The sequence below is a fragment of the Pseudomonas sp. B1-22 genome (assembly GCF_050474425.1).
GTDB lineage: Bacteria > Pseudomonadota > Gammaproteobacteria > Pseudomonadales > Pseudomonadaceae > Pseudomonas.
Map to the genome: position 1 here is coordinate 328,968 of NZ_JBCHVH010000004.1, position 17,316 is coordinate 346,283.

Annotated in this window: 15 protein-coding genes and 1 pseudogene; 4 read left to right on the forward strand and 12 right to left on the reverse strand. The window is 65.9% G+C overall.

From position 1 onward, the window contains the following. Positions 1-3 precede the first annotated feature (3 nt). A complete protein-coding gene (locus tag ACQ5BL_RS17075) occupies positions 4-468 on the forward strand; it encodes a TIGR02444 family protein (protein ID WP_243809145.1) in 465 nt (154 codons plus the stop codon). Between the two features lie 135 nt (positions 469-603). Here the strand turns inward: ACQ5BL_RS17075 and ACQ5BL_RS17080 are convergent. Continuing rightward, positions 604-1,695, reverse strand: a pseudogene (locus tag ACQ5BL_RS17080) (AlgP family protein); the annotation flags it as partial. Positions 1,696-1,822: 127 nt separating this feature from the next. On the opposite strand from ACQ5BL_RS17080, the gene ACQ5BL_RS17085 reads away from it, so the two are divergent. Next, positions 1,823-2,473, forward strand: coding sequence for an FKBP-type peptidyl-prolyl cis-trans isomerase (locus tag ACQ5BL_RS17085; protein ID WP_243808695.1), 651 nt, complete (start codon positions 1,823-1,825; stop codon positions 2,471-2,473). Between the two features lie 57 nt (positions 2,474-2,530). Here ACQ5BL_RS17085 and rsd read toward each other — a convergent pair whose 3' ends face one another. Then, the gene (gene rsd, locus ACQ5BL_RS17090) at positions 2,531-2,998 is read right to left on the reverse strand and encodes a sigma D regulator (RefSeq protein WP_207885774.1); all 468 of its coding nucleotides are present in this window, start codon (positions 2,996-2,998) and stop codon (positions 2,531-2,533) included. Positions 2,999-3,252: 254 nt separating this feature from the next. Continuing rightward, positions 3,253-3,735 carry a disulfide bond formation protein B gene (locus tag ACQ5BL_RS17095; protein WP_243808694.1) on the reverse strand — a complete coding sequence of 161 codons (483 nt, stop codon included), beginning with the start codon at positions 3,733-3,735 and terminating at the stop codon, positions 3,253-3,255. A gap of 114 nt (positions 3,736-3,849) precedes the next feature. Between ACQ5BL_RS17095 and ACQ5BL_RS17100 the strand changes: the two genes are divergently transcribed. After that, a complete protein-coding gene (locus tag ACQ5BL_RS17100) occupies positions 3,850-4,935 on the forward strand; it encodes a PQQ-dependent sugar dehydrogenase (protein WP_243808693.1) in 1,086 nt (361 codons plus the stop codon). A gap of 46 nt (positions 4,936-4,981) precedes the next feature. Here ACQ5BL_RS17100 and ACQ5BL_RS17105 read toward each other — a convergent pair whose 3' ends face one another. The 6 genes from ACQ5BL_RS17105 to ACQ5BL_RS17130 form a co-directional block, all read right to left on the reverse strand. Continuing rightward, positions 4,982-6,214: a heme biosynthesis protein HemY gene (locus ACQ5BL_RS17105; RefSeq protein ID WP_243808692.1), complete on the reverse strand. Its 1,233-nt coding sequence runs from the start codon at positions 6,212-6,214 to the stop codon at positions 4,982-4,984. Next, positions 6,211-7,320: a uroporphyrinogen-III C-methyltransferase gene (locus tag ACQ5BL_RS17110; RefSeq protein WP_207885777.1), complete on the reverse strand. Its 1,110-nt coding sequence runs from the start codon at positions 7,318-7,320 to the stop codon at positions 6,211-6,213. The genes ACQ5BL_RS17105 and ACQ5BL_RS17110 overlap by 4 nt, the downstream gene beginning before the upstream one ends. 15 nt (positions 7,321-7,335) lie before the next feature. Next, complete coding sequence (locus ACQ5BL_RS17115; RefSeq protein ID WP_243808691.1) at positions 7,336-8,106, reverse strand: uroporphyrinogen-III synthase; 771 nt, start codon at positions 8,104-8,106, stop codon at positions 7,336-7,338. Then, complete coding sequence (hemC, locus tag ACQ5BL_RS17120; protein ID WP_243808690.1) at positions 8,103-9,044, reverse strand: hydroxymethylbilane synthase; 942 nt, start codon at positions 9,042-9,044, stop codon at positions 8,103-8,105. The genes ACQ5BL_RS17115 and hemC overlap by 4 nt, the downstream gene beginning before the upstream one ends. Before the next feature lie 127 nt (positions 9,045-9,171). Then, a complete protein-coding gene (algR, locus tag ACQ5BL_RS17125) occupies positions 9,172-9,918 on the reverse strand; it encodes an alginate biosynthesis regulator AlgR (RefSeq protein WP_207885780.1) in 747 nt (248 codons plus the stop codon). 4 nt (positions 9,919-9,922) lie between these two features. Beyond that, positions 9,923-10,993 carry a sensor histidine kinase gene (locus tag ACQ5BL_RS17130; RefSeq protein WP_243808689.1) on the reverse strand — a complete coding sequence of 357 codons (1,071 nt, stop codon included), beginning with the start codon at positions 10,991-10,993 and terminating at the stop codon, positions 9,923-9,925. 230 nt (positions 10,994-11,223) lie between these two features. Here ACQ5BL_RS17130 and argH point away from each other — a divergent pair, with 230 nt between their 5' ends. Beyond that, the gene (gene argH, locus ACQ5BL_RS17135; protein ID WP_243808688.1) at positions 11,224-12,618 is read left to right on the forward strand and encodes an argininosuccinate lyase; all 1,395 of its coding nucleotides are present in this window, start codon (positions 11,224-11,226) and stop codon (positions 12,616-12,618) included. A 39-nt stretch (positions 12,619-12,657) separates the two neighbouring features. On the opposite strand, the gene ACQ5BL_RS17140 is transcribed toward argH, so the two are convergent. The 3 genes from ACQ5BL_RS17140 to gabD form a co-directional block, all read right to left on the reverse strand. After that, positions 12,658-13,851, reverse strand: coding sequence for an HDOD domain-containing protein (locus tag ACQ5BL_RS17140; RefSeq protein WP_243808687.1), 1,194 nt, complete (start codon positions 13,849-13,851; stop codon positions 12,658-12,660). A 227-nt stretch (positions 13,852-14,078) separates the two neighbouring features. Beyond that, positions 14,079-15,359: a 4-aminobutyrate--2-oxoglutarate transaminase gene (gabT, locus tag ACQ5BL_RS17145; RefSeq protein ID WP_243808686.1), complete on the reverse strand. Its 1,281-nt coding sequence runs from the start codon at positions 15,357-15,359 to the stop codon at positions 14,079-14,081. 202 nt (positions 15,360-15,561) lie between these two features. Continuing rightward, on the reverse strand, positions 15,562-17,013 hold the full coding sequence (gene gabD / locus ACQ5BL_RS17150) for an NADP-dependent succinate-semialdehyde dehydrogenase (protein WP_207885784.1): 1,452 nt from the start codon (positions 17,011-17,013) through the stop codon (positions 15,562-15,564). Positions 17,014-17,316 lie beyond the last annotated feature (303 nt).

A 17,316-nucleotide genomic window follows, 5' to 3' on the forward strand; every position in this document is an offset into this window, starting at 1 on the left:
TCTATGTCTGATGATGTCTGGTCGTATGCGCTGCAACTCTACGCCCGCCCCGGGGTTGAGGCGGCCTGCCTGGCGCTGCAGGAAGGTGGTGCGGATGTCTGCCTGATGCTCGCTTCGACGTGGCTGGGAAGCACTGGCGTGGCCTTTTCGCCGGCACGTATCAGTGCCTTGGAAAGCACGGCGCGAAACTGGCGAGATCAGGTGATAGTGCCGCTGCGTTCGTTGCGTCAGCAATGGCGCGAAGCGGCGCAGCAGGATGCGGCGCTGGCCGGTCTGCGCGAACGACTCAAGCAACTGGAGCTGGACGCGGAAAAGGTCCTGCTGGAGCGGCTTGAGAGCGTGGCGAAGGATTGGCCACGGGGTGAAGCGGAAGACTTGTCGCGCTGGCTGGATGCAGCGGCGGGAGACGCTGGCAGCTTGCGCCGCGATGCGCGGGAAACCCTGCGCACCGCGGCGAGCCTCTCCTGAGCCTTAGGAAGCGCTGGAGGAGGTGTTGCTGGTGCTGGCCGGAGCTGCCGGTGCCGGAGTGGCGCTGGCGGCCGGAGCAGCGGCAGGAGCAGCCGGCGCGGTCGGTTGAGCAGCCGGTGCGGCAGGCGCTACCGGAGCGGCCGGCTTGGCTGCAACAGGCTTGGCAGCCGGTTTGGCAGCGGGCTTCGCAGCAGCAGGCTTGGCAGCCGGTTTGGCGGCGGGCTTCGCAGCAGCAGCCTTGGCAGCCGGTTTGGCGGCGGGCTTCGCAGCAGCAGGCTTGGCGGCCGGCTTGGCGGCGGGCTTCGCAGCAGCAGGCTTGGCAGCCGGTTTGGCGGCGGGCTTCGCAGCAGCAGCCTTGGCAGCCGGTTTGGCGGCGGGCTTCGCAGCAGCAGCCTTGGCAGCCGGTTTAGCGGCGGGCTTCGCAGCAGCAGCTTTAGCAGCCGGCTTGGCGGCGGGCTTCGCAGCAGCAGCTTTAGCAGCCGGCTTGGCGGCGGGCTTCGCAGCAGCAGCTTTAGCAGCCGGCTTGGCGGCGGGCTTCGCGGCAGCAGCTTTAGCAGCCGGCTTGGCGGCGGGCTTCGCAGCAGCAGCTTTGGCAGCCGGTTTTGCGGCAGGCTTCGCAGCAGCAGCTTTGGCAGCCGGCTTGGCGGCGGGCTTCGCGGCAGCAGTTTTGGCAGCCGGTTTGGCAGCGGGCTTCGCAGCAGCAGCCTTGGCAGCCGGTTTAGCGGCGGGCTTCGCGGCAGCAGCCTTGGCAACCGGTTTGGCAGCAGGCTTCGCGGCGGCAGCTTTAGCAGCAGGCTTGGCAACCGGCTTGGCAGCGGCGGCCGGCTTGCGGCTGGCCAGGCTCTTGCCTGCAGCTTCCTTCACTTTTGCCACGCCCTGGGCGAGCTTCAGGCTTTCCTGAACATCGCGCTTGAGGTTAGCAATGTAGGCACGGGTTTCAGTCTGGCGGGTCTTCAGAGTTTCCAGCGCATCGTCCAGCTCAGCGATGGCGGACTTCGCCTTGGCCTGAGCCTTGGCCTTGCCCTCTTTGCTGGCGTCCTGCAGCTTGGTGCGAGCGTTGTGCAGTTTCTCCTGTGCCTTGCCGCGTTGTTTCTCGAGTTTGGCGAGGAGTTTTTCTGCATCGACGAGGGCCTGCTTGCAGGCGTCTTCGAGGTGATCGATCAGGCTGTGGGACAACTGCTGCAGCAGGTGCAAAGGGGTAGTGACTGGTTTCTTGTTGGCCGACATGACGTGCCTCCTGGCGGACGTGGTTGCGCCCATACTAGCCCCGTCAGAAGCCGCTCGCCACTGTCCTGATTGAGCTGGAGGCCGCGCCCGGCATAATCTCCAGCGGATTTCACAGCCGAGAGAACCCATGCTTCGTCTTGCCCCGCTCTGCTTGCTCCTCGCCCCTCTGCTGGCCAGCGCCGCACCACCCAAGGATGAACTGGCCTACAGCCTGGGTGTGCAACTGGGCGAAAGACTGCATCAGGAAGTCCCCGACATCGCCATCAACGACCTGCTGGAAGGCCTGCGCCAGAGCTATCGCGGCGAGCCGCTGGCACTGCCGCCCGAGCGTATGGCGACGGTGCTCGGCGCCCACGATCAGGAGCAGAAAAACTCCCCTGCGCCCACCGATTCCAGCAACTCCGCAAGGGCTGCGGAGAAGCGTTTTCTGGTCAACGAAAAGGCTCGCTACGGTGTTCGCGAATTGCCCGGTGGCGTGTTGGTCAGCGAGTTGAAAGCAGGACGCGGCAACAACAATCCACAACTGCGCGAGGCACGGGTGAACTACAGCGGCAACCTGGCGGACGGCAGCCCGTTCGATGCCAGCAGCTCACCGCAATGGTTCCGTCTCGACGCGGTCATTCCCGGTTGGCGCACGGCGCTGCAGGCGATGCCGGTAGGCGCTCGCTGGAGAGTGGTGGTGCCTTCGGCACTGGCGTATGGCGCCGACGGCGCGGGCGACCTGATTCCACCCTACGCGCCCCTGGTGTTCGAGATCGAGCTGCTGGAGAGTCGCTGAAACAAAAACGGCGCGATCGCTCAAAGCGCTCGCGCCGTTTTCGCACAAGGCGATCGATCAGACCGTGGCGACGTTCTGTCCGTGTGCGTTGTGCAGCACTTCGATCAGGCAATCTTCCAGTTCGAAGCGTTCGTGCAGTTGCTGACGCAGGCTCTTCAACTCGCTGGTCAGGCAGGTGCCTTCGCGGCAGTCGCCGTTGTCGCAGCGATCGTTGAAGTTGAGTGCGTTGGCGGTGATGGTTTCGAGGCGGGGGTAGATCTGCTTGGCCAGTTCCAGACCCCGGGTGTCGCCGAAGGCCTGCGCTTCGTTCATCAGCTGTTCGTAGACTTCGAAGTGCCCTGCCGACACGTAGTCGAGCAGAAGCTGGCAGAAGCTCTGGAGGTCTTGGGCGTTGGTCTTCGGCGCCTGGACACCGTCCAGGGAATCGAATGCCCGGACCAATTCATGTCGATCCCGCAGCCAGCGGTCGATCAGCTGGTGTACGCCTCCCCAACGTTCCTGGGCATTACGGCAGCTCTCGAGCATGTTGTCCTCACTTCCCTTGTCGCCGTCCCGGCAATGTCCGCCCCGGGACAATATTCTGTCGACGTTCGACATCCGCGAAATTGGTTTTCTTCGGTGGCGGCTTTCCGGCGGAATGGAAATCCAGAGTATGCCCGCCCGATTCTGCCTTCAAGACACCGGTGCGCGGAAAATTAATACGAGCGTTTAATCGGCAAGCCGCGGCCTCTCTGGCCTGCGCCGCACAGCGCAGACCAGGGCCGAAAGGGCTGCGACGCTCAGCCGCGGCGGAAGAACTGGAAGATGGCGAACAGCGAGAACGCGATGAAGGCGAGCAGGCTCCACTCCGGAATGCTCAGGCTGAGCAGGGTCCAGCTGACCTCGGCGCAATCGGCCGAACCGTGGAACATGGTGTAGATGATCTTGGTGTAGGGCATGCTTTCGAGCATGTAATCCAGCGGCGGCAGGCACGCCGGCAACTGGTCCGGCGGCAGGGTCTGCAGCCAGATCTGCCGGCCCGCGGTGCCGGCACCGGCCAGTGAACAGAGCAGGATCAGCACCGAGTACACGCGAGCGCCACGGCCATGCAGCCCGGCGATCAACGCGAAGAGTCCGGCGCCCGCGAAGAAGATGCGCTGCAGGATGCACAACGGGCAGGGCTCCAGCCCGATCACGTACTGCAGGTAGAAGCCGGTGCCGAGCATGGCGGCGCAGGCGAGGAAGGCGAGGAAGAACAGGGAACGAGGGCTGGCCAGGTTCATGGCGGCTCCGCTGAATGGGCTGCTGCAGGAAGGGCGCTACGGTAGAGGAAAGACCGGCGCCGTTTCAAGGCGGCTGTCTAAACTGCCGGTGGCACTCATCCGGGAATCCATGCCATGCGTCGTCCGCTGCCGCTTTTTGCGCTGTTGTGTCTGATCAGCCTGCCAGCCTGTTCGGACAACTCACTGGGATTCATCCGACTGCCCGAGGGCTTCCACATCAGCCTGTTTACCGACCAGGTGCCTGGCGCACGCGCCATGGCCTGGGGCGATGCGGGCACCCTGTTCGTCGGCAGTTCGAGCGCTGGCAAGGTCTATGCCGTGCGCCCGGACGGCCGTGTCTCGGTGGTGGCCGAGAAGCTGCAGATGCCCGTGGGCGTAGCCTTCCGCAAGGGCGACCTGTATGTCTCGGCCATCAGCCGCGTCCTGGTCCTGCGCGATATCGAGAAGCACCTCGACGCACCGCCTGCGCCCGAGGAGCTGCCCGCCCGATTCCCCGCCGAGACGGCCCATGGCTGGAAATTCATCGCCTTCGGGCCGGATGACAAGCTCTACGTTCCGGTCGGAGCGCCCTGCAACATCTGCCGCCCGGACCGCGAACGCTACGCCAACCTGCAACGCATGAGCCTCGATGGCAGCGACCGCGAAGTGGTCGCCTACGGCATCCGCAACACCGTCGGCTTCACCTGGCACCCGCAGACGCAGCAACTCTGGTTCACCGACAACGGCCGCGACCTGCTGGGCGACGACCGGCCCAGCGACGAGCTGAACAAGGTCAGCCGCGTGGGCGAGGACTTCGGCTATCCCGACTGCCATCAGGGCGACCTTGCCGACCCCGAGCAAGGCAAGACGCCCTGCTCCGCCTTCACTCCCCCGGTAGCCAAGCTCGGTCCGCATGTGGCGGCGCTAGGGCTGCGCTTCTACACGGGCGACCAGTTCCCGCCGGAGTATCGCAACAACCTGTTCATCGCCGAGCACGGCTCCTGGAATCGCAGCCAGAAGATCGGCTACCGCATCGCCCGCGTCGAGCTCAACGAGGACGGTACGCTCAAGCGCCAGAGCGTATTCGCCGAAGGCTGGCTGGACGCGAACGGCGGCGTGCATGGCCGCCCCGTCGACGTACTGGTGGCGCCCGACGGCGCGCTGCTGGTGAGCGACGACCAGAAAGGCGCGATATATCGCATCAGCTACGACAAGCCCTGAGAAACCAAAACGGCGCCCGCAGGCGCCGTTTCTTCAGGCATCGGGATCAGGCCCGAGCCGCCACCGGCAACGAAGCCGACGGCGCCAGCAGGCCCAGGCCTTCCTGGAACAGCTGGTTGCTGCGCTCCACCTCGCCCAGTTGCGCGAGCAGACGCGCCAGCTCGGCGCAGGCTTCCGCGCTGCGCTGGCGGGCGATACTGGCCTCCAGGTACTCGCGCGCCTTGCCCCACAGCTTGTTCTGCTGGCTCAGGCGACCGAGGGTGAGCAGCAGCTCAGGGTCGTCCCCATGCTGCTTCAGCCAGCCTTCGGCGGTCTTCAGCTGATGCGCGCCATCGCGACCGCGGGCGCGGCCATACAGGTACACCAAGCGGCTGTCGTAGCCTTCCTTGAGGGCTTTGCGCAGCACGTCTTCGGCTTCTTCCGGAGCGCCCAGGCGCAGCAGCTGCTCGGCGTACGCCGCCACCAGCGGCGGCTGTGCGCGAAGATTGGACGGCACGTTCTGCCAGCGCTGGCTCAGAGCATGCAGGCTGCGCTCGCCCTGCCCCATGCCCTGCTCGCCGGCCTCGCCCAGCGAGGCGATCCAGCTGCGGCGCTCCAGGTCCGCCAGCTCGGCGTTCTGCAGCACCCGCTCCTTGCGCAACTCGGGCAGCAGCACGCACAGCGCCTGCCAGTCGTGCAGGCTGACGTACAGCTGCTGGAGCAGGCGCAGGACAGTGGGATGGCGCGGATGGTCCTGGTGCAGCTTGTCCAGCACGGTACGCGCCTGGCCGACATCGCCACGGTTGATCAGCAGCTGGGCACGGGTCAGGCCCACGGCCAGCTCGGCGCCCGGCTCACGCTTCAGGGCGTGATCGAGCAGCTCATCGCATTCCTCGGTCTTGCCGAGTTCATTGGCCGCGCGGGCGGCGCCCAGGAAGTGCGGCAGCGGACGCTCGCTCAACTCGGCGGCGCGGCGCAGGTGACGCAGCGCCTGCTGCCAGTGCCCTTCGGCGAGGTCTCGCTGGCCGTTCTCCTCGGCCAACAGCGAACGGCGGCGACGGTTGAAGCGCGACCAGGGGTTGACCACCCGCCCGGACACGCCCAGCAGACGCATCGCTACCCGTACCGCCAGGTAGACCGCCCAGAACACCACCAGCAGTGCGAGGAAGGTCCACAGGCTGGATTCGTAGCGGAAGCTCTTGTAGGCGATCAGCACGTAGCCCGACTGCTCGGCAACGGCCAGACCGATCAGGGTGGCCGCCAGCACGACGGCCAGGATCAGCACATAGACGCGGCTCATGGCTGGGCCCCCGCGTCAGGCGCGACGGTTTCCTGCTGCGCGGCAGCGGCGTCGCGGCGCGAGAGATAGGCCTGCAGCGAGCTGAGGGCGGGGCCCAGGTCCGGCGTCTGCACGGTGACGGCCTGGCTGCTCAGCTCGTCGAGGCGGGTCGCCAGGGCGCGGCTGTCGGCAAGATCGGCGTTGAAGAAGTCGCCGACGATCTGCCGGGCCTGTTTCAGCGCCTGCTGGTAGACCTCCTGCTTGCCGTTCAGAGCCGCCCATTGCGCCTGTTCCAGTGCCAGGCTGAGGGCCAGGCGCACGCGGTCGAGTTGTTGGCCGGAGAGCAGCGGGCGGATGTCCTGGCCGGCGTTGAAGTCGATGCGCACGTACTGCGAGATGCGATCCCACCATTCGCTCCAGCGATCGTTGCCATCGCTCCAGGCGGTCTTCGGCCCGGTGCCGGCATCGGCGGGTTTGAAGGCGGGGTTCAACGGTTGCAGTTGTGCAGCCTGGTCACGCAGCGCGCCCAGTTGCAGGAACAGCCCGGTGCGGTCCGGACGCGGCAGGCTGCGCAGCGCTTCCAGGCTCTTGGCCAGTTGCGCGCGGGCAGCGAAGGCGCCCGGATCGTTCTGCACGCGCAGGATATCGTCGGCGCCCTGCACCAGTTCGGTCGCGCTGTCGATATCCTGCAATGCCGACAGACGCAGCGCAGCCAGGCGCAGCAGGTGTTCGGCCTCAGCCAGGCGCCACTGCTGGCGGCTCTGGCCCAGCACCTGCTTGAGCTGCTTGGCCAGCTGCTGCTGGTCGCCCTGCAGCTCTACCACCAGGCGGCGGCGGGCATCGAGTTCTTCGGCGCTCGGCAAGGCGTCCAGACGCTTGTTCAGGAGGGCGTTGCTGTTCTGCACGCTCTGCGCCTGCGCGCGGGCGTCCTCCAGCTGGGCAGCGCGCTGCTGCTCGGCGATCTTCAGCTGCTGGACTTGCCAGACACCCCAGCCGCCCGCAGCAAGGCCGGCGGCGCCGACCAGCAGGGCCAGCAGGGCAATGCCGGTGCCGCCTTTGCGCGGTGCAGGCTCACGGGCCGGATTGGTCGGAGTGGGAGTCTCTTGGGGAGTGACGGCTTCGCTCACAGATCCATCCTTCGCTCAGAAATTGTTCTTGTCGGCGCTCCGCAGCGCCTCCATCAGTGCCGCAGCGCTGGCGCCCCGACAATCGATCACCCGCTGCGCGCCCAGTTCGCGGGCCTGCTCGGCCACGCGCGGACTGGGCACGAACAACGGCAGCGCACACACCTGCGGCCAGTCCTGCGCCGCCAGCTGATGCAGATATTCCAGCCCCTGTCCGCTGCTGATCGCCACGGCGTTCAGGTGCTCTTCGCGGATGCGCCGCAACAGTTCACCCGCGGGATAAGACGGCATTTCGCGCCGGTAGAGTTCCAGATAGTCGACCGCCACGCCTTGGCCGCGCAGGCAATCGGCGAGGAATTCTCGGCCACCTTCGCCACGCAGGATCAGCACTTTCGGATCATGCACCTGCAGGGCCTGCTCCAGCGCCGGCAGCCTCAGCAGGGCCTCGCTGTCGTCGCCGTCTGCGGGGTAGTGCACGGTCAGGCCGTAGTCTTCGAGGATAGCCGCGGTCGCCGCGCCCACGCTGAACCAGCTCTGCGTCAGCGGTGGCTGCGGCCAGTAGCGGTCGAGCCGCTCAAGTCCCAGGCGCGCCGCCGGTTTGCTGACCACGATAACCGCACAGTAGCGGTCCAGGTCAAGAATCAGGCTGCGCTCGGCCGGGGTCTCCTCCCGCGGGGCGATCGCCAGCAACGGCAGACTGGCGCTGTGGATGCCCGCCTCAGCGAGGCTCGCGGCCAGTGCCGCACACTCCTCTTCGGGACGGGTCAGCAGCAGCCGCCAGTGACTCACGGGTGACCGGCCTCGCCGTACACCGCCTTGAGGATTTCCTCGGCGCCCTGCTCCAGCAGCGCCTCGGCCACCTTCACGCCGAGCGTTTCAGCGTCGGCCTGCGCGGCCCGAGCTTCGGCACGCAGCAGTTGGCTACCGTCGGGCTGGCCAACCAGGCCGCGCAGCCACAATTGATCGCCTTCGAGCACGGCGTAGCAGGCGATAGGCACCTGGCAGCCACCGTTGAGACGCTTGTTCAGGGCGCGCTCGGCGGTCACGCGCACGGCGGTCTCCGCGTGATGCAGCGGCTGGAGCAGTGCGTGGATTTCGCTGTCGGCGGTACGGCACTCGATGCCCACCGCGCCCTGGCCGCCGGCCGGCAGGCTGGCTTCGACGCTGATCGAAGAGCGGATGCGGTCTTCGAAGCCGAGGCGGATCAGGCCAGCGGCGGCGAGGATGATCGCGTCGTAGTCGCCGGCATCCAGCTTGGCCAGGCGGGTGTTGACGTTGCCGCGCAGGAAGCGGATCTGCAGGTCCGGGCGGCTAGCCAGGAGTTGGGCCTGGCGACGCAGGCTGGAAGTGCCGACCACGCTGCCGGCGGGCAGCTCATCGAGGCTGGCATAGGTATTGGAGACAAAGGCGTCGCGCGGATCTTCGCGCTCGCAGATGCAGTACAAGCCCAGGCCTTCGGGGAAGTCCATCGGCACGTCCTTCATGGAGTGCACGGCGATGTCCGCCTCGTTTTCCAGCAGCGCGGTCTCCAGCTCCTTGACGAACAGGCCCTTTCCGCCAATCTTCGCCAGCGGCGCGTCGAGCAGCTTGTCGCCACGACTGGTCATGGGCAGGAGGGTAACGACCAGGCCGGGATGGGCCTGCTCCAGGCGGGCCTTGACGTATTCGGCCTGCCACAGGGCCAGCGCACTCTGGCGCGTGGCGATACGGATTTCGCGAGAGGACATGGGCATTTCCGTGCAGTAGAAAGCGTGCAATTAAAGCGTGCACCAGATTGCCCGCATCATAACAGCTCGCGCGCGCAGAAACCCGGGCGGGGAGCCCAGGCTTCACGCGGAATGCGGCACTGTGTCGCTACAGGTTATGCATGAGTCGTCGTACGCCTGCGACATGCCGGCGGCTGACGGTCAGGGCATCGCCATTGAGCCCCTTGAGGTAGAGCTGGAAGTGCCCCAGCGGGGTGCGTTGCAAACGCTCGATGCGCTCGCGGGAGACCAGCGCGTTGCGGTGGATGCGCACGAAGCGTTCGCCGAACTCGTCTTCCAGCGCCTTCAGCGGCTCATCCAGCAGCACCTCGCCGGCAGCGTGGCGCAGGGTCACGTACTTGTGGTCGGCGATGAAGAAGATCACGTCTTCCAACGGAATCAGCTCGATGCCCTTGCGAGTCCGCGCGCTGATGTGGCTGCGCGGGCCAGGGCCACCGGCCGCCGGGGGCTTGGTCAGCGCCGCCAGCTGCACGCGGTTGGGCCGCGAGGCTTTCTTCAATGCTTCGGCCAAGTCCTCGCTGCGGACCGGCTTGACCAGGTAGCCGACCGCGCTGACCTGGAACGCCTCCAGGGCGAATTCGTCATGGGCGGTGCAGAAGATCACCGCCGGCGGGGCTTCACGCTCGCACAGCCTGGCCGCCACCTGAAGCCCGTCCAGGCCGGGCATGCGGATATCCAGCAGGACGATATCCGGCTTCAGGCTGTCGATCAGTGTCAGCGCTTCTTCACCATTGCTGGCAGAGGGCTCGAGGACGCGATAGCCGTCCATTTGCCCTACCAGCCGGGCCAGGCGCTCTCGCGCCAGGGGTTCGTCATCGACGATCAGGACATTCATAAGCTCAGGCTTCCTGCATGAGACGCGCACATGGATAGCGTAGACAGGTGTAGTGCCGTCCGTCACGGCGCTCGACGCTGAGACTAGCTTTTGGCCCGAAAAGTGCCGCAAGTCTCGCCGCAATATTTTGCAGCGCCTGCTTGGTCCCCTTCGTGGGCAGCGTCTGCGTCGACTCGTCGTACGGGTTGCTCACGCAGAGCTGGAATACACCGTCACGGTAGTCCGCCTCAACCTTCACCAGTCCGCCTTCAATGCGCGGCTGGATGCCATAAATCAGCGAGTTCTCCAGCAAGGGCTGCAACGTCAGCTGAGGGATCGGCACGCCATCGGGCACGCCACCCACCTGCCAGTCCAGCTGCAAGCGGTCGCCAAGACGAAACTGCTCTATGGAAAGATAGCGTCTGGCCAACTCGAGTTCCTCCCCCCAGGAAATTAATGTTCCCGGCTTGGCCAGGCTGGCACGGAACAGGTCCGACAGATTCAGCACCGCCTGCTCGGCCTTGCCCGGATCGAGCTCGATCAGACTGGCGATGCTGTTGAGGCTGTTGAACAGGAAATGCGGACGGATACGCGCCTGCAGCGACTCGATCCGTGCCCGCAGTTCGGCCTGTTCCTGACGCCGCCATTGGCTCAGGAGATAAAAGTAGCGTAGCAACAGGGTGGACATGATGAGGGCGATCAATGCATGGCGCAGGTAAAGATTCACCTCGCCGGTGCGCGACATCGGCCCGCCCAGGGACAGGTAGTCAGCCGCCGCCGTGCAGCCGAGGGTCAGCGCCACCACCAGCGCGCAGCTGATCGCCCCCGCACGCCAGGCTGGCCAACGCGCCAGCAGCGGCCGCAGGCGGCACAGCAGGCCGGCCGAGAGCAGCACGATCCACTGCACAAAGAGCGAGATCAATGACAGGCGCACCCAGTTGAAACTGGGCGTCATCGGTTCGGCCAGCACGATCACCAGCACCAGCATCTCGGCCAGCACCACCAGGCTGAACAGCGCCTCGGGCTGGCAGAGCTCGGGAATGAAGAAGTCGTCTTCGGGTGCCGGTCGGGCGCCGGTCTTGGCAAGTATGAGCATCGACGCAGTTTCCGTAAGCGTCCGCACGGCGGCAAGCACGGCGTGCGACCAGAGCCGGGAATTGTCGGAGAGCGCAAGGATCGGCCGGGGTTGCACGGCGATTCCCGGCCACTCCCCCACTCCAACCGCCAAAGCGCCGCCGGTTTTGTCGTTCAGCCTGCTATTATCGTCGCACTTTGCCCGTCATGCAGGCCGCGCGCCGCGCCTGCCCGTTTCCGCGAGAGAAATCCATGAGCGTAGAGAAGACCAACCAGTCCTGGGGCGGCCGCTTCAGCGAGCCCGTCGATGCCTTTGTCGCCCGCTTCACCGCCTCCGTCGACTTCGACAAGCGCCTCTACCGCCACGACATCATGGGCTCCATCGCCCACGCCACCATGCTGGCCAAGGTCGGCGTGCTGACCGACGCCGAGCGCGACACCATCATCGATGGCCTCAAGCAGATCCAGAGCGAGATCGAGGCCGGCAACTTCGACTGGCGCGTCGACCTGGAAGACGTGCACATGAACATCGAAGCGCGCCTGACCGACCGCATCGGCATCACCGGCAAGAAACTGCACACCGGCCGCTCGCGCAACGACCAGGTGGCCACCGACATCCGCCTGTGGCTGCGCGACGAGATCGACCTGATCCTGGCCGAAATCACCCGCCTGCAGCAGGGCCTGCTGGGTCTGGCGGAAGCCGAAGCGGACACCATCATGCCCGGCTTCACCCACCTGCAGACCGCCCAGCCGGTGACCTTCGGGCACCACCTGCTGGCCTGGTTCGAAATGCTCAGCCGCGACTACGAGCGCCTGGTGGACTGCCGCAAGCGCGCCAACCGCATGCCCCTGGGCAGCGCCGCGCTGGCCGGCACCACCTACCCGATCGACCGCACCATCACCTGCGAGCTGCTCGGCTTCGAAGCCATCTCCGGCAACTCGCTGGACGGCGTTTCCGATCGTGACTTCGCCATCGAATTCTGCGCCGCCGCCGCCGTGGCGATGATGCACCTGTCGCGCTTCTCCGAAGAGCTGGTGCTCTGGACCAGCGCCCAGTTCCAGTTCATCGACCTGCCCGACCGCTTCTGCACCGGCTCCTCGATCATGCCGCAGAAGAAGAACCCCGACGTGCCGGAGCTGGTACGCGGCAAGTCCGGCCGCGTGTTCGGCCACCTCGCCGGCCTGCTGACCCTGATGAAGGGCCAGCCGCTGGCGTACAACAAGGACAACCAGGAAGATAAGGAGCCGCTGTTCGACGCCGCCGACACCCTGCGCGACAGCCTGCGTGCCTTCGCCGACATGGTTCCGGCGATCAAGCCCAAGCGCGAGATCATGCGCGAAGCGGCCCGCCGCGGCTTCTCCACCGCCACTGACCTCGCGGACTACCTGGTACGCAAGGGCCTGCCCTTCCGCGACTGCCACGAGATCGTCGGCCATGCGGTGAAGTACGGCGTGGACAGCGGCAAGGACCTGGCCGAGATGAGCCTGGACGAGCTGCGCCAGTTCAGCGACCAGATCAGCGACGACGTGTTCGCCGTGCTGACCCTGGAGGGTTCGGTGAACGCCCGCGACCACATCGGCGGCACCGCGCCCAAGCAGGTTCGCGCCGCCGTCGTGCGGGGCAAGGAACTGCTCGCCGCGCGCTAAGCGTAAGTGGCCGCGCCGCCAGGCGCGGCCTTCCCTTCTTCAGCTTCTGCTGAGAAAACCCAGCTGCGCCGGCGTCAGCTGCAGCATGCGCACCGCCTTGTGCTCCGACAGGCTCGGTAATTCGGCTTCCGGCAGGCGCGCCGCGTTGGCGGCCAGGTTGACGATCAGCGCCTCGCGGCTGAGCACGCCACCGTTCAGGGCGTAGGCTGCCGCGATCAGGTTGCGCAACTCCAGCGGCAGGCGCCAACGGGTGCGCAACGCCGAGCCGAAGCTGGCGCCGTGCTCGGCCAATGCCGCGTCCACTTCGCCCTCGCTGAGCGCTCCACCCGCGCTGTTCCAGTCCTGCAGGCTACGCAGCAAGGCCAGGTCGCCCAGGCAATGCAGCAGGCCCGCGGTGAAGCAACGGTCGGCATCCGCTCCCAGCGACTCGGCCAGCGCAAAGGCGCCATCGGCCGTGTGGCGCGAGAGCTGCCAGAAGCGTTCGGCATGCTCCTTGAGCAACGGATCGTCCAGCGTGGCAGCACGCTGCAGCGCCACCGCCAGCATCAGGTTCAGGGCATGGGCAACACCCAGCCGCGACAGCGCCTGCAGGAGCGTCTGGCACGGCATGCCGACGTGCCGCGCGGCACTGTTGGCGGCGGAGATCAGGCAGGCAGTGATCTGCGGATCATGACCGAACTCCTGCTCCAGCATCTCCAGGTTGATGTCGCCGGCCTCCATGCAGCGGTTCACCGCCTTGCCGACTTCGCCCATCAGCGGGGCACCCTCGGTGGCGTCGCGCTCGCCCTGCAGGAAGCGCCCCAGCGAAAGGCTCTGCTCCAGGGCAGGCAACTCACAGACGATGTTCTCCCCCGGCGCCAGCAGCACTGCGCGCAGACGCTCGCGCAGGTTCTCGGCGTTGTACGGTTTCACCAGATAGGCCGTCGGCGCCAACGGCAGGGCCGCGCGCACGCTGGCCGCATCCGCCTTTGCGCTGATCAGGATAAAGGGCTGCGCCGCCCCCCGGCGCAATACGCGGACCTGACGCAGAAGCTCCAGGCCATCGCTGCCGGGCAGTTCCTGTTCAGCCAGCACCAGGGCGAACGGCTGTCGCTTGCAGGCATCGATTGCCGCCAGCCCGTCCTCGCAGAACTGCACTGTGGCATCGCAACGTACGCTGAGCACCAGTTGGCCCAGCAGTTCGCGGCTCCAGGGATCGCTGGCCGCAACCAACACGCCAGGAGAAACGCTCATGGATCACCTCGTTCGATACAGACGCCAAACGCCGGCACGAACAACCGATCCAGAGCGGTCCCTGCCGGTCTGCGCTTCCTCGGATGCCGCCAGCGTGAGGCCTACGGAATAATGCGCAGCGTAGTCCAAAGCCTAGGCGCTTTCCCATGCGCACCATCAATTTCGGACACAAAAAAAAGGCCCGCTTGCGCGGGCCTTTTTCGTTACAGCGGCTAAACCGTCAAGGCTCAGGCCAGCTCGTCGAAGCACTCGGCCAGGATGGCCAGGCCCTTGTCCAGCTGGGCGTCCGGGATGGTGACCGGCATCAGGAAGCGAATGACGTTGTAGTAGGTACCGCAGGAGAGCAGGATCAGACCTTTCTCACGGGCACGAACCACGATCTTGCTGACCAGTTCGGCAGCCGGCTTGTTGTGATCGCCGCCTTCGAACAGCTCGATGGCAACCATCGAACCCAGGCCACGAACGTCGCCGATTACCTTGTGCTTGGCCTGGATGTCGCGCAGACCTGCCTTCAGACGCTCGCCAACAGCCTGCGAACGCTCCAGCAGCTTCTCTTCGTCGAACACTTTCAGCACGGCCAGGGCCGCGGCGCAGGCGATCGGGCTACCGGCGTAGGTGCCGCCCAGGCCGCCGGGAGCGATGGCGTCCATGATTTCGGCCTTGCCGGAAACGCCGGAGATCGGGAAACCGCCGCCAACGGACTTGGCGAAGGTGGTCAGGTCCGGAACGATGCCCAGTTGCTCGGTGGCGAAGAAGGTGCCGGTACGGCCAGCGCCAGTCTGCACTTCGTCAGCGATCAGCAGGATGCCGTGCTCGTCGCACAGGGCGCGCAGGCGCTGCATGAACGGCTTGGAGTTGACGTAGAAGCCACCCTCGCCCTGAACCGGCTCGATGATGATGGCAGCGATGTCGCGCGGCTGGGCATCGTTCTTGAAGATGCGCTCGATGCTGGCGATCGACTCGTCTTCGCTCACGCCGTGCAGTTCGCACGGAGCCAGGGCGCGGAAGATGCCGCCCGGCATCAGGCCCATACCGGCGGAGTACGGAACGACCTTGCCGGTCAGGCCCAGGGTCATCATGGTACGGCCGTGGTAGGCGCCGGTGAAGGCGATCACGCCAGCGCGGCCAGTGGCGGCACGGGCGATCTTGACGGCGTTTTCAACGGCTTCGGAGCCGGAGGTGACCAGCAGGGTCTTCTTCGGGAAGTTGCCCGGGACGCGCTTGGCAATCTCTTCGGCCAGCTCGATGTAGGGCTCGTAAGCCAGCACCTGGAAGCAGGTGTGGGACAGCTTGGTCAGTTGCTCCTGAACGGCGGCAACCACTTTCGGGTGCAGGTGGCCGGTGTTCAGTACTGCGATGCCGCCGGCGAAGTCGATGTACTCACGACCTTCGACGTCCCACACGGTGGAGTTCTCGGCGCGCTCGGCGACGACCGGGTGGATCTGGCCTACACCGCGCGGTACGGCGGCCTGACGACGTTGCAGCAGGGATTCGTTGGTTTTGCTCATAGCTTCCTCAGTGGCCGCTCATCGGGCGACCGGATCAAAGGATGAAAGCGGGGAGAAGCCTCACGCGACAGCATACGATGATCGACTGTCGTGGAACTTGCGGCCCGCCAGACGGGTTGTCCGGTGCTACCACCGGAAAACGCCGACGCGAAGGTGGCTGTCAGCTCTTGCCTGCCACCCGCGCGCCCACGGAAAAATCAGCTCAGATACCGCCGAGGCAGAGGTACTTGATCTCGAGGTAGTCCTCGATACCGTACTTCGAACCTTCGCGGCCCAGGCCCGAAGCCTTGATGCCACCGAACGGCGACACTTCGTTGGAGATCAGGCCGGTGTTGATGCCCACCATGCCGTATTCCAGCTGCTCGGCCACGCGGAACACGCGGGCCAGGTCACGGGCGTAGAAGTAGGAAGCCAGGCCGAACTCGGTGTCGTTGGACATGGCGATGACTTCGGCCTCGTCCTTGAAGCGGAACACCGGCGCCAGCGGGCCGAAGGTCTCGTCCTTGGACACCAGGGCGTTCTTCGGTACGTCGACCAGGATGGTCGGCTCGAAGAAGGTGCCGCCCAGGGCATGCGGCTTGCCGCCGGAGAGGACCTTGGCGCCCTTGGAAACGGCGTCGGCAATGTGCTCTTCGACCTTGGCAACTGCCTTGGAGTCGATCAGCGGACCGGTGGTGATGCCCTGCTCCAGGCCGTTGCCGATGTTCAGCTTGGCCACGGCGACCTTCAGCTTCTCGACGAAGGCGTCGTACACGCCGTCCTGCACGTACAGGCGGTTGGCGCAGACACAGGTCTGGCCGTTGTTGCGGTACTTGGAGATCAGCGCGCCTTCGACGGCGGCGTCCAGGTCGGCATCGTCGAACACGATGAAGGGCGCGTTGCCGCCCAGCTCCAGGGACACTTTCTTGATGTCCTTGGCGCATTCGGCCATCAGCTGGCGACCGATTTCGGTCGAGCCGGTGAAGGTCAGCTTGCGCACGATCGGGTTGCTGGTCAGCTCACCGCCGACTTCGCCGGCGCTGCCGGTAACGACGCTGAACACGCCCTTCGGAATGCCGGCGCGCTCGGCCAGCTCGGCCAGGGCCAGGGCGGAGTACGGGGTCTGCGAAGCGGGCTTGAGCACCATGGTGCAGCCAGCGGCCAGGGCCGGGCCGGCTTTACGGGTGATCATCGCGGACGGGAAGTTCCACGGGGTGATGGCCGCGGTCACGCCGATCGGCTGCTTGATCACGATGATACGCTTGTCGGGCTGGTGGCCCGGAATGGTGTCGCCGTAGATGCGCTTGGCTTCTTCGCCGAACCACTCGAGGAAGGAGGCGGCGTAGGCGATCTCGCCCTTGGCTTCGGCCAGCGGCTTGCCCTGCTCGATGGTCATCAGGCGAGCCAGGTCGTCCTGGTTCTCGATCATCAGGTCGAACCACTTGCGCAGCTTGTTGGCACGCTCTTTCGCGGTCAGCGCACGCCAGGCCGGCAGGGCCTTGTCGGCGGCTTCGATGGCGCGACGGGTCTCGGCGGCGCCCATCTTCGGCACGGTGCCGATGATTTCGTTGGTGGCCGGGTTGTTCACGTTGATGGTCTTGCCACCATCAGCGTCGACCCAGGAACCGTCGATGTAAGCCTGTTGGCGGAACAGCTTGGCGTCTTTGAGTTGCATGACCTGTCTCCTTTCGAGGAAAGCCTGTGGACGGCGGGTCTGTCTGGAGCCCCGCCCGTCTGTTGTCTGGAATGGAGAGACCGCAGTCTCTGCCGTTCATTCGCCCCGGCCGATCACCATCGGCGCCAGAGGCGAAGGTCGCCACTGCAAGGGGCGACGCCAGGCGAACGGCTCTTAGTTCGCTCGGCATGCGGACACGAAAAAACTCAGGCCGGGGTCATTGCCCGGTCTGGTCCAGTTCGCTCACGCACGGATTCCTGGATTGAATCCAAGAAGACGTCTGCCCTACAACCTTCCGGTACG

What these genes read in the sequence shown, in the direction of transcription:
- ACQ5BL_RS17130 (WP_243808689.1), bottom strand. Translation starts at nt 10,993, where the DNA reads ATGCTCATACTTGCCAAGACCGGCGCCCGACCGGCACCCGAAGACGAC.
- ACQ5BL_RS17105 (WP_243808692.1), bottom strand. Translation starts at nt 6,214, where the DNA reads ATGAGCCGCGTCTATGTGCTGATCCTGGCCGTCGTGCTGGCGGCCACC.
- ACQ5BL_RS17075 (WP_243809145.1), top strand. Translation starts at nt 4, where the DNA reads ATGTCTGATGATGTCTGGTCGTATGCGCTGCAACTCTACGCCCGCCCC.
- rsd (WP_207885774.1), bottom strand. Translation starts at nt 2,998, where the DNA reads ATGCTCGAGAGCTGCCGTAATGCCCAGGAACGTTGGGGAGGCGTACAC.
- algR (WP_207885780.1), bottom strand. Translation starts at nt 9,918, where the DNA reads ATGAATGTCCTGATCGTCGATGACGAACCCCTGGCGCGAGAGCGCCTG.
- gabT (WP_243808686.1), bottom strand. Translation starts at nt 15,359, where the DNA reads ATGAGCAAAACCAACGAATCCCTGCTGCAACGTCGTCAGGCCGCCGTA.
- hemC (WP_243808690.1), bottom strand. Translation starts at nt 9,044, where the DNA reads ATGTCCTCTCGCGAAATCCGTATCGCCACGCGCCAGAGTGCGCTGGCC.
- gabD (WP_207885784.1), bottom strand. Translation starts at nt 17,013, where the DNA reads ATGCAACTCAAAGACGCCAAGCTGTTCCGCCAACAGGCTTACATCGAC.
- ACQ5BL_RS17140 (WP_243808687.1), bottom strand. Translation starts at nt 13,851, where the DNA reads ATGAGCGTTTCTCCTGGCGTGTTGGTTGCGGCCAGCGATCCCTGGAGC.
- ACQ5BL_RS17095 (WP_243808694.1), bottom strand. Translation starts at nt 3,735, where the DNA reads ATGAACCTGGCCAGCCCTCGTTCCCTGTTCTTCCTCGCCTTCCTCGCC.
- ACQ5BL_RS17100 (WP_243808693.1), top strand. Translation starts at nt 3,850, where the DNA reads ATGCGTCGTCCGCTGCCGCTTTTTGCGCTGTTGTGTCTGATCAGCCTG.
- argH (WP_243808688.1), top strand. Translation starts at nt 11,224, where the DNA reads ATGAGCGTAGAGAAGACCAACCAGTCCTGGGGCGGCCGCTTCAGCGAG.
- ACQ5BL_RS17085 (WP_243808695.1), top strand. Translation starts at nt 1,823, where the DNA reads ATGCTTCGTCTTGCCCCGCTCTGCTTGCTCCTCGCCCCTCTGCTGGCC.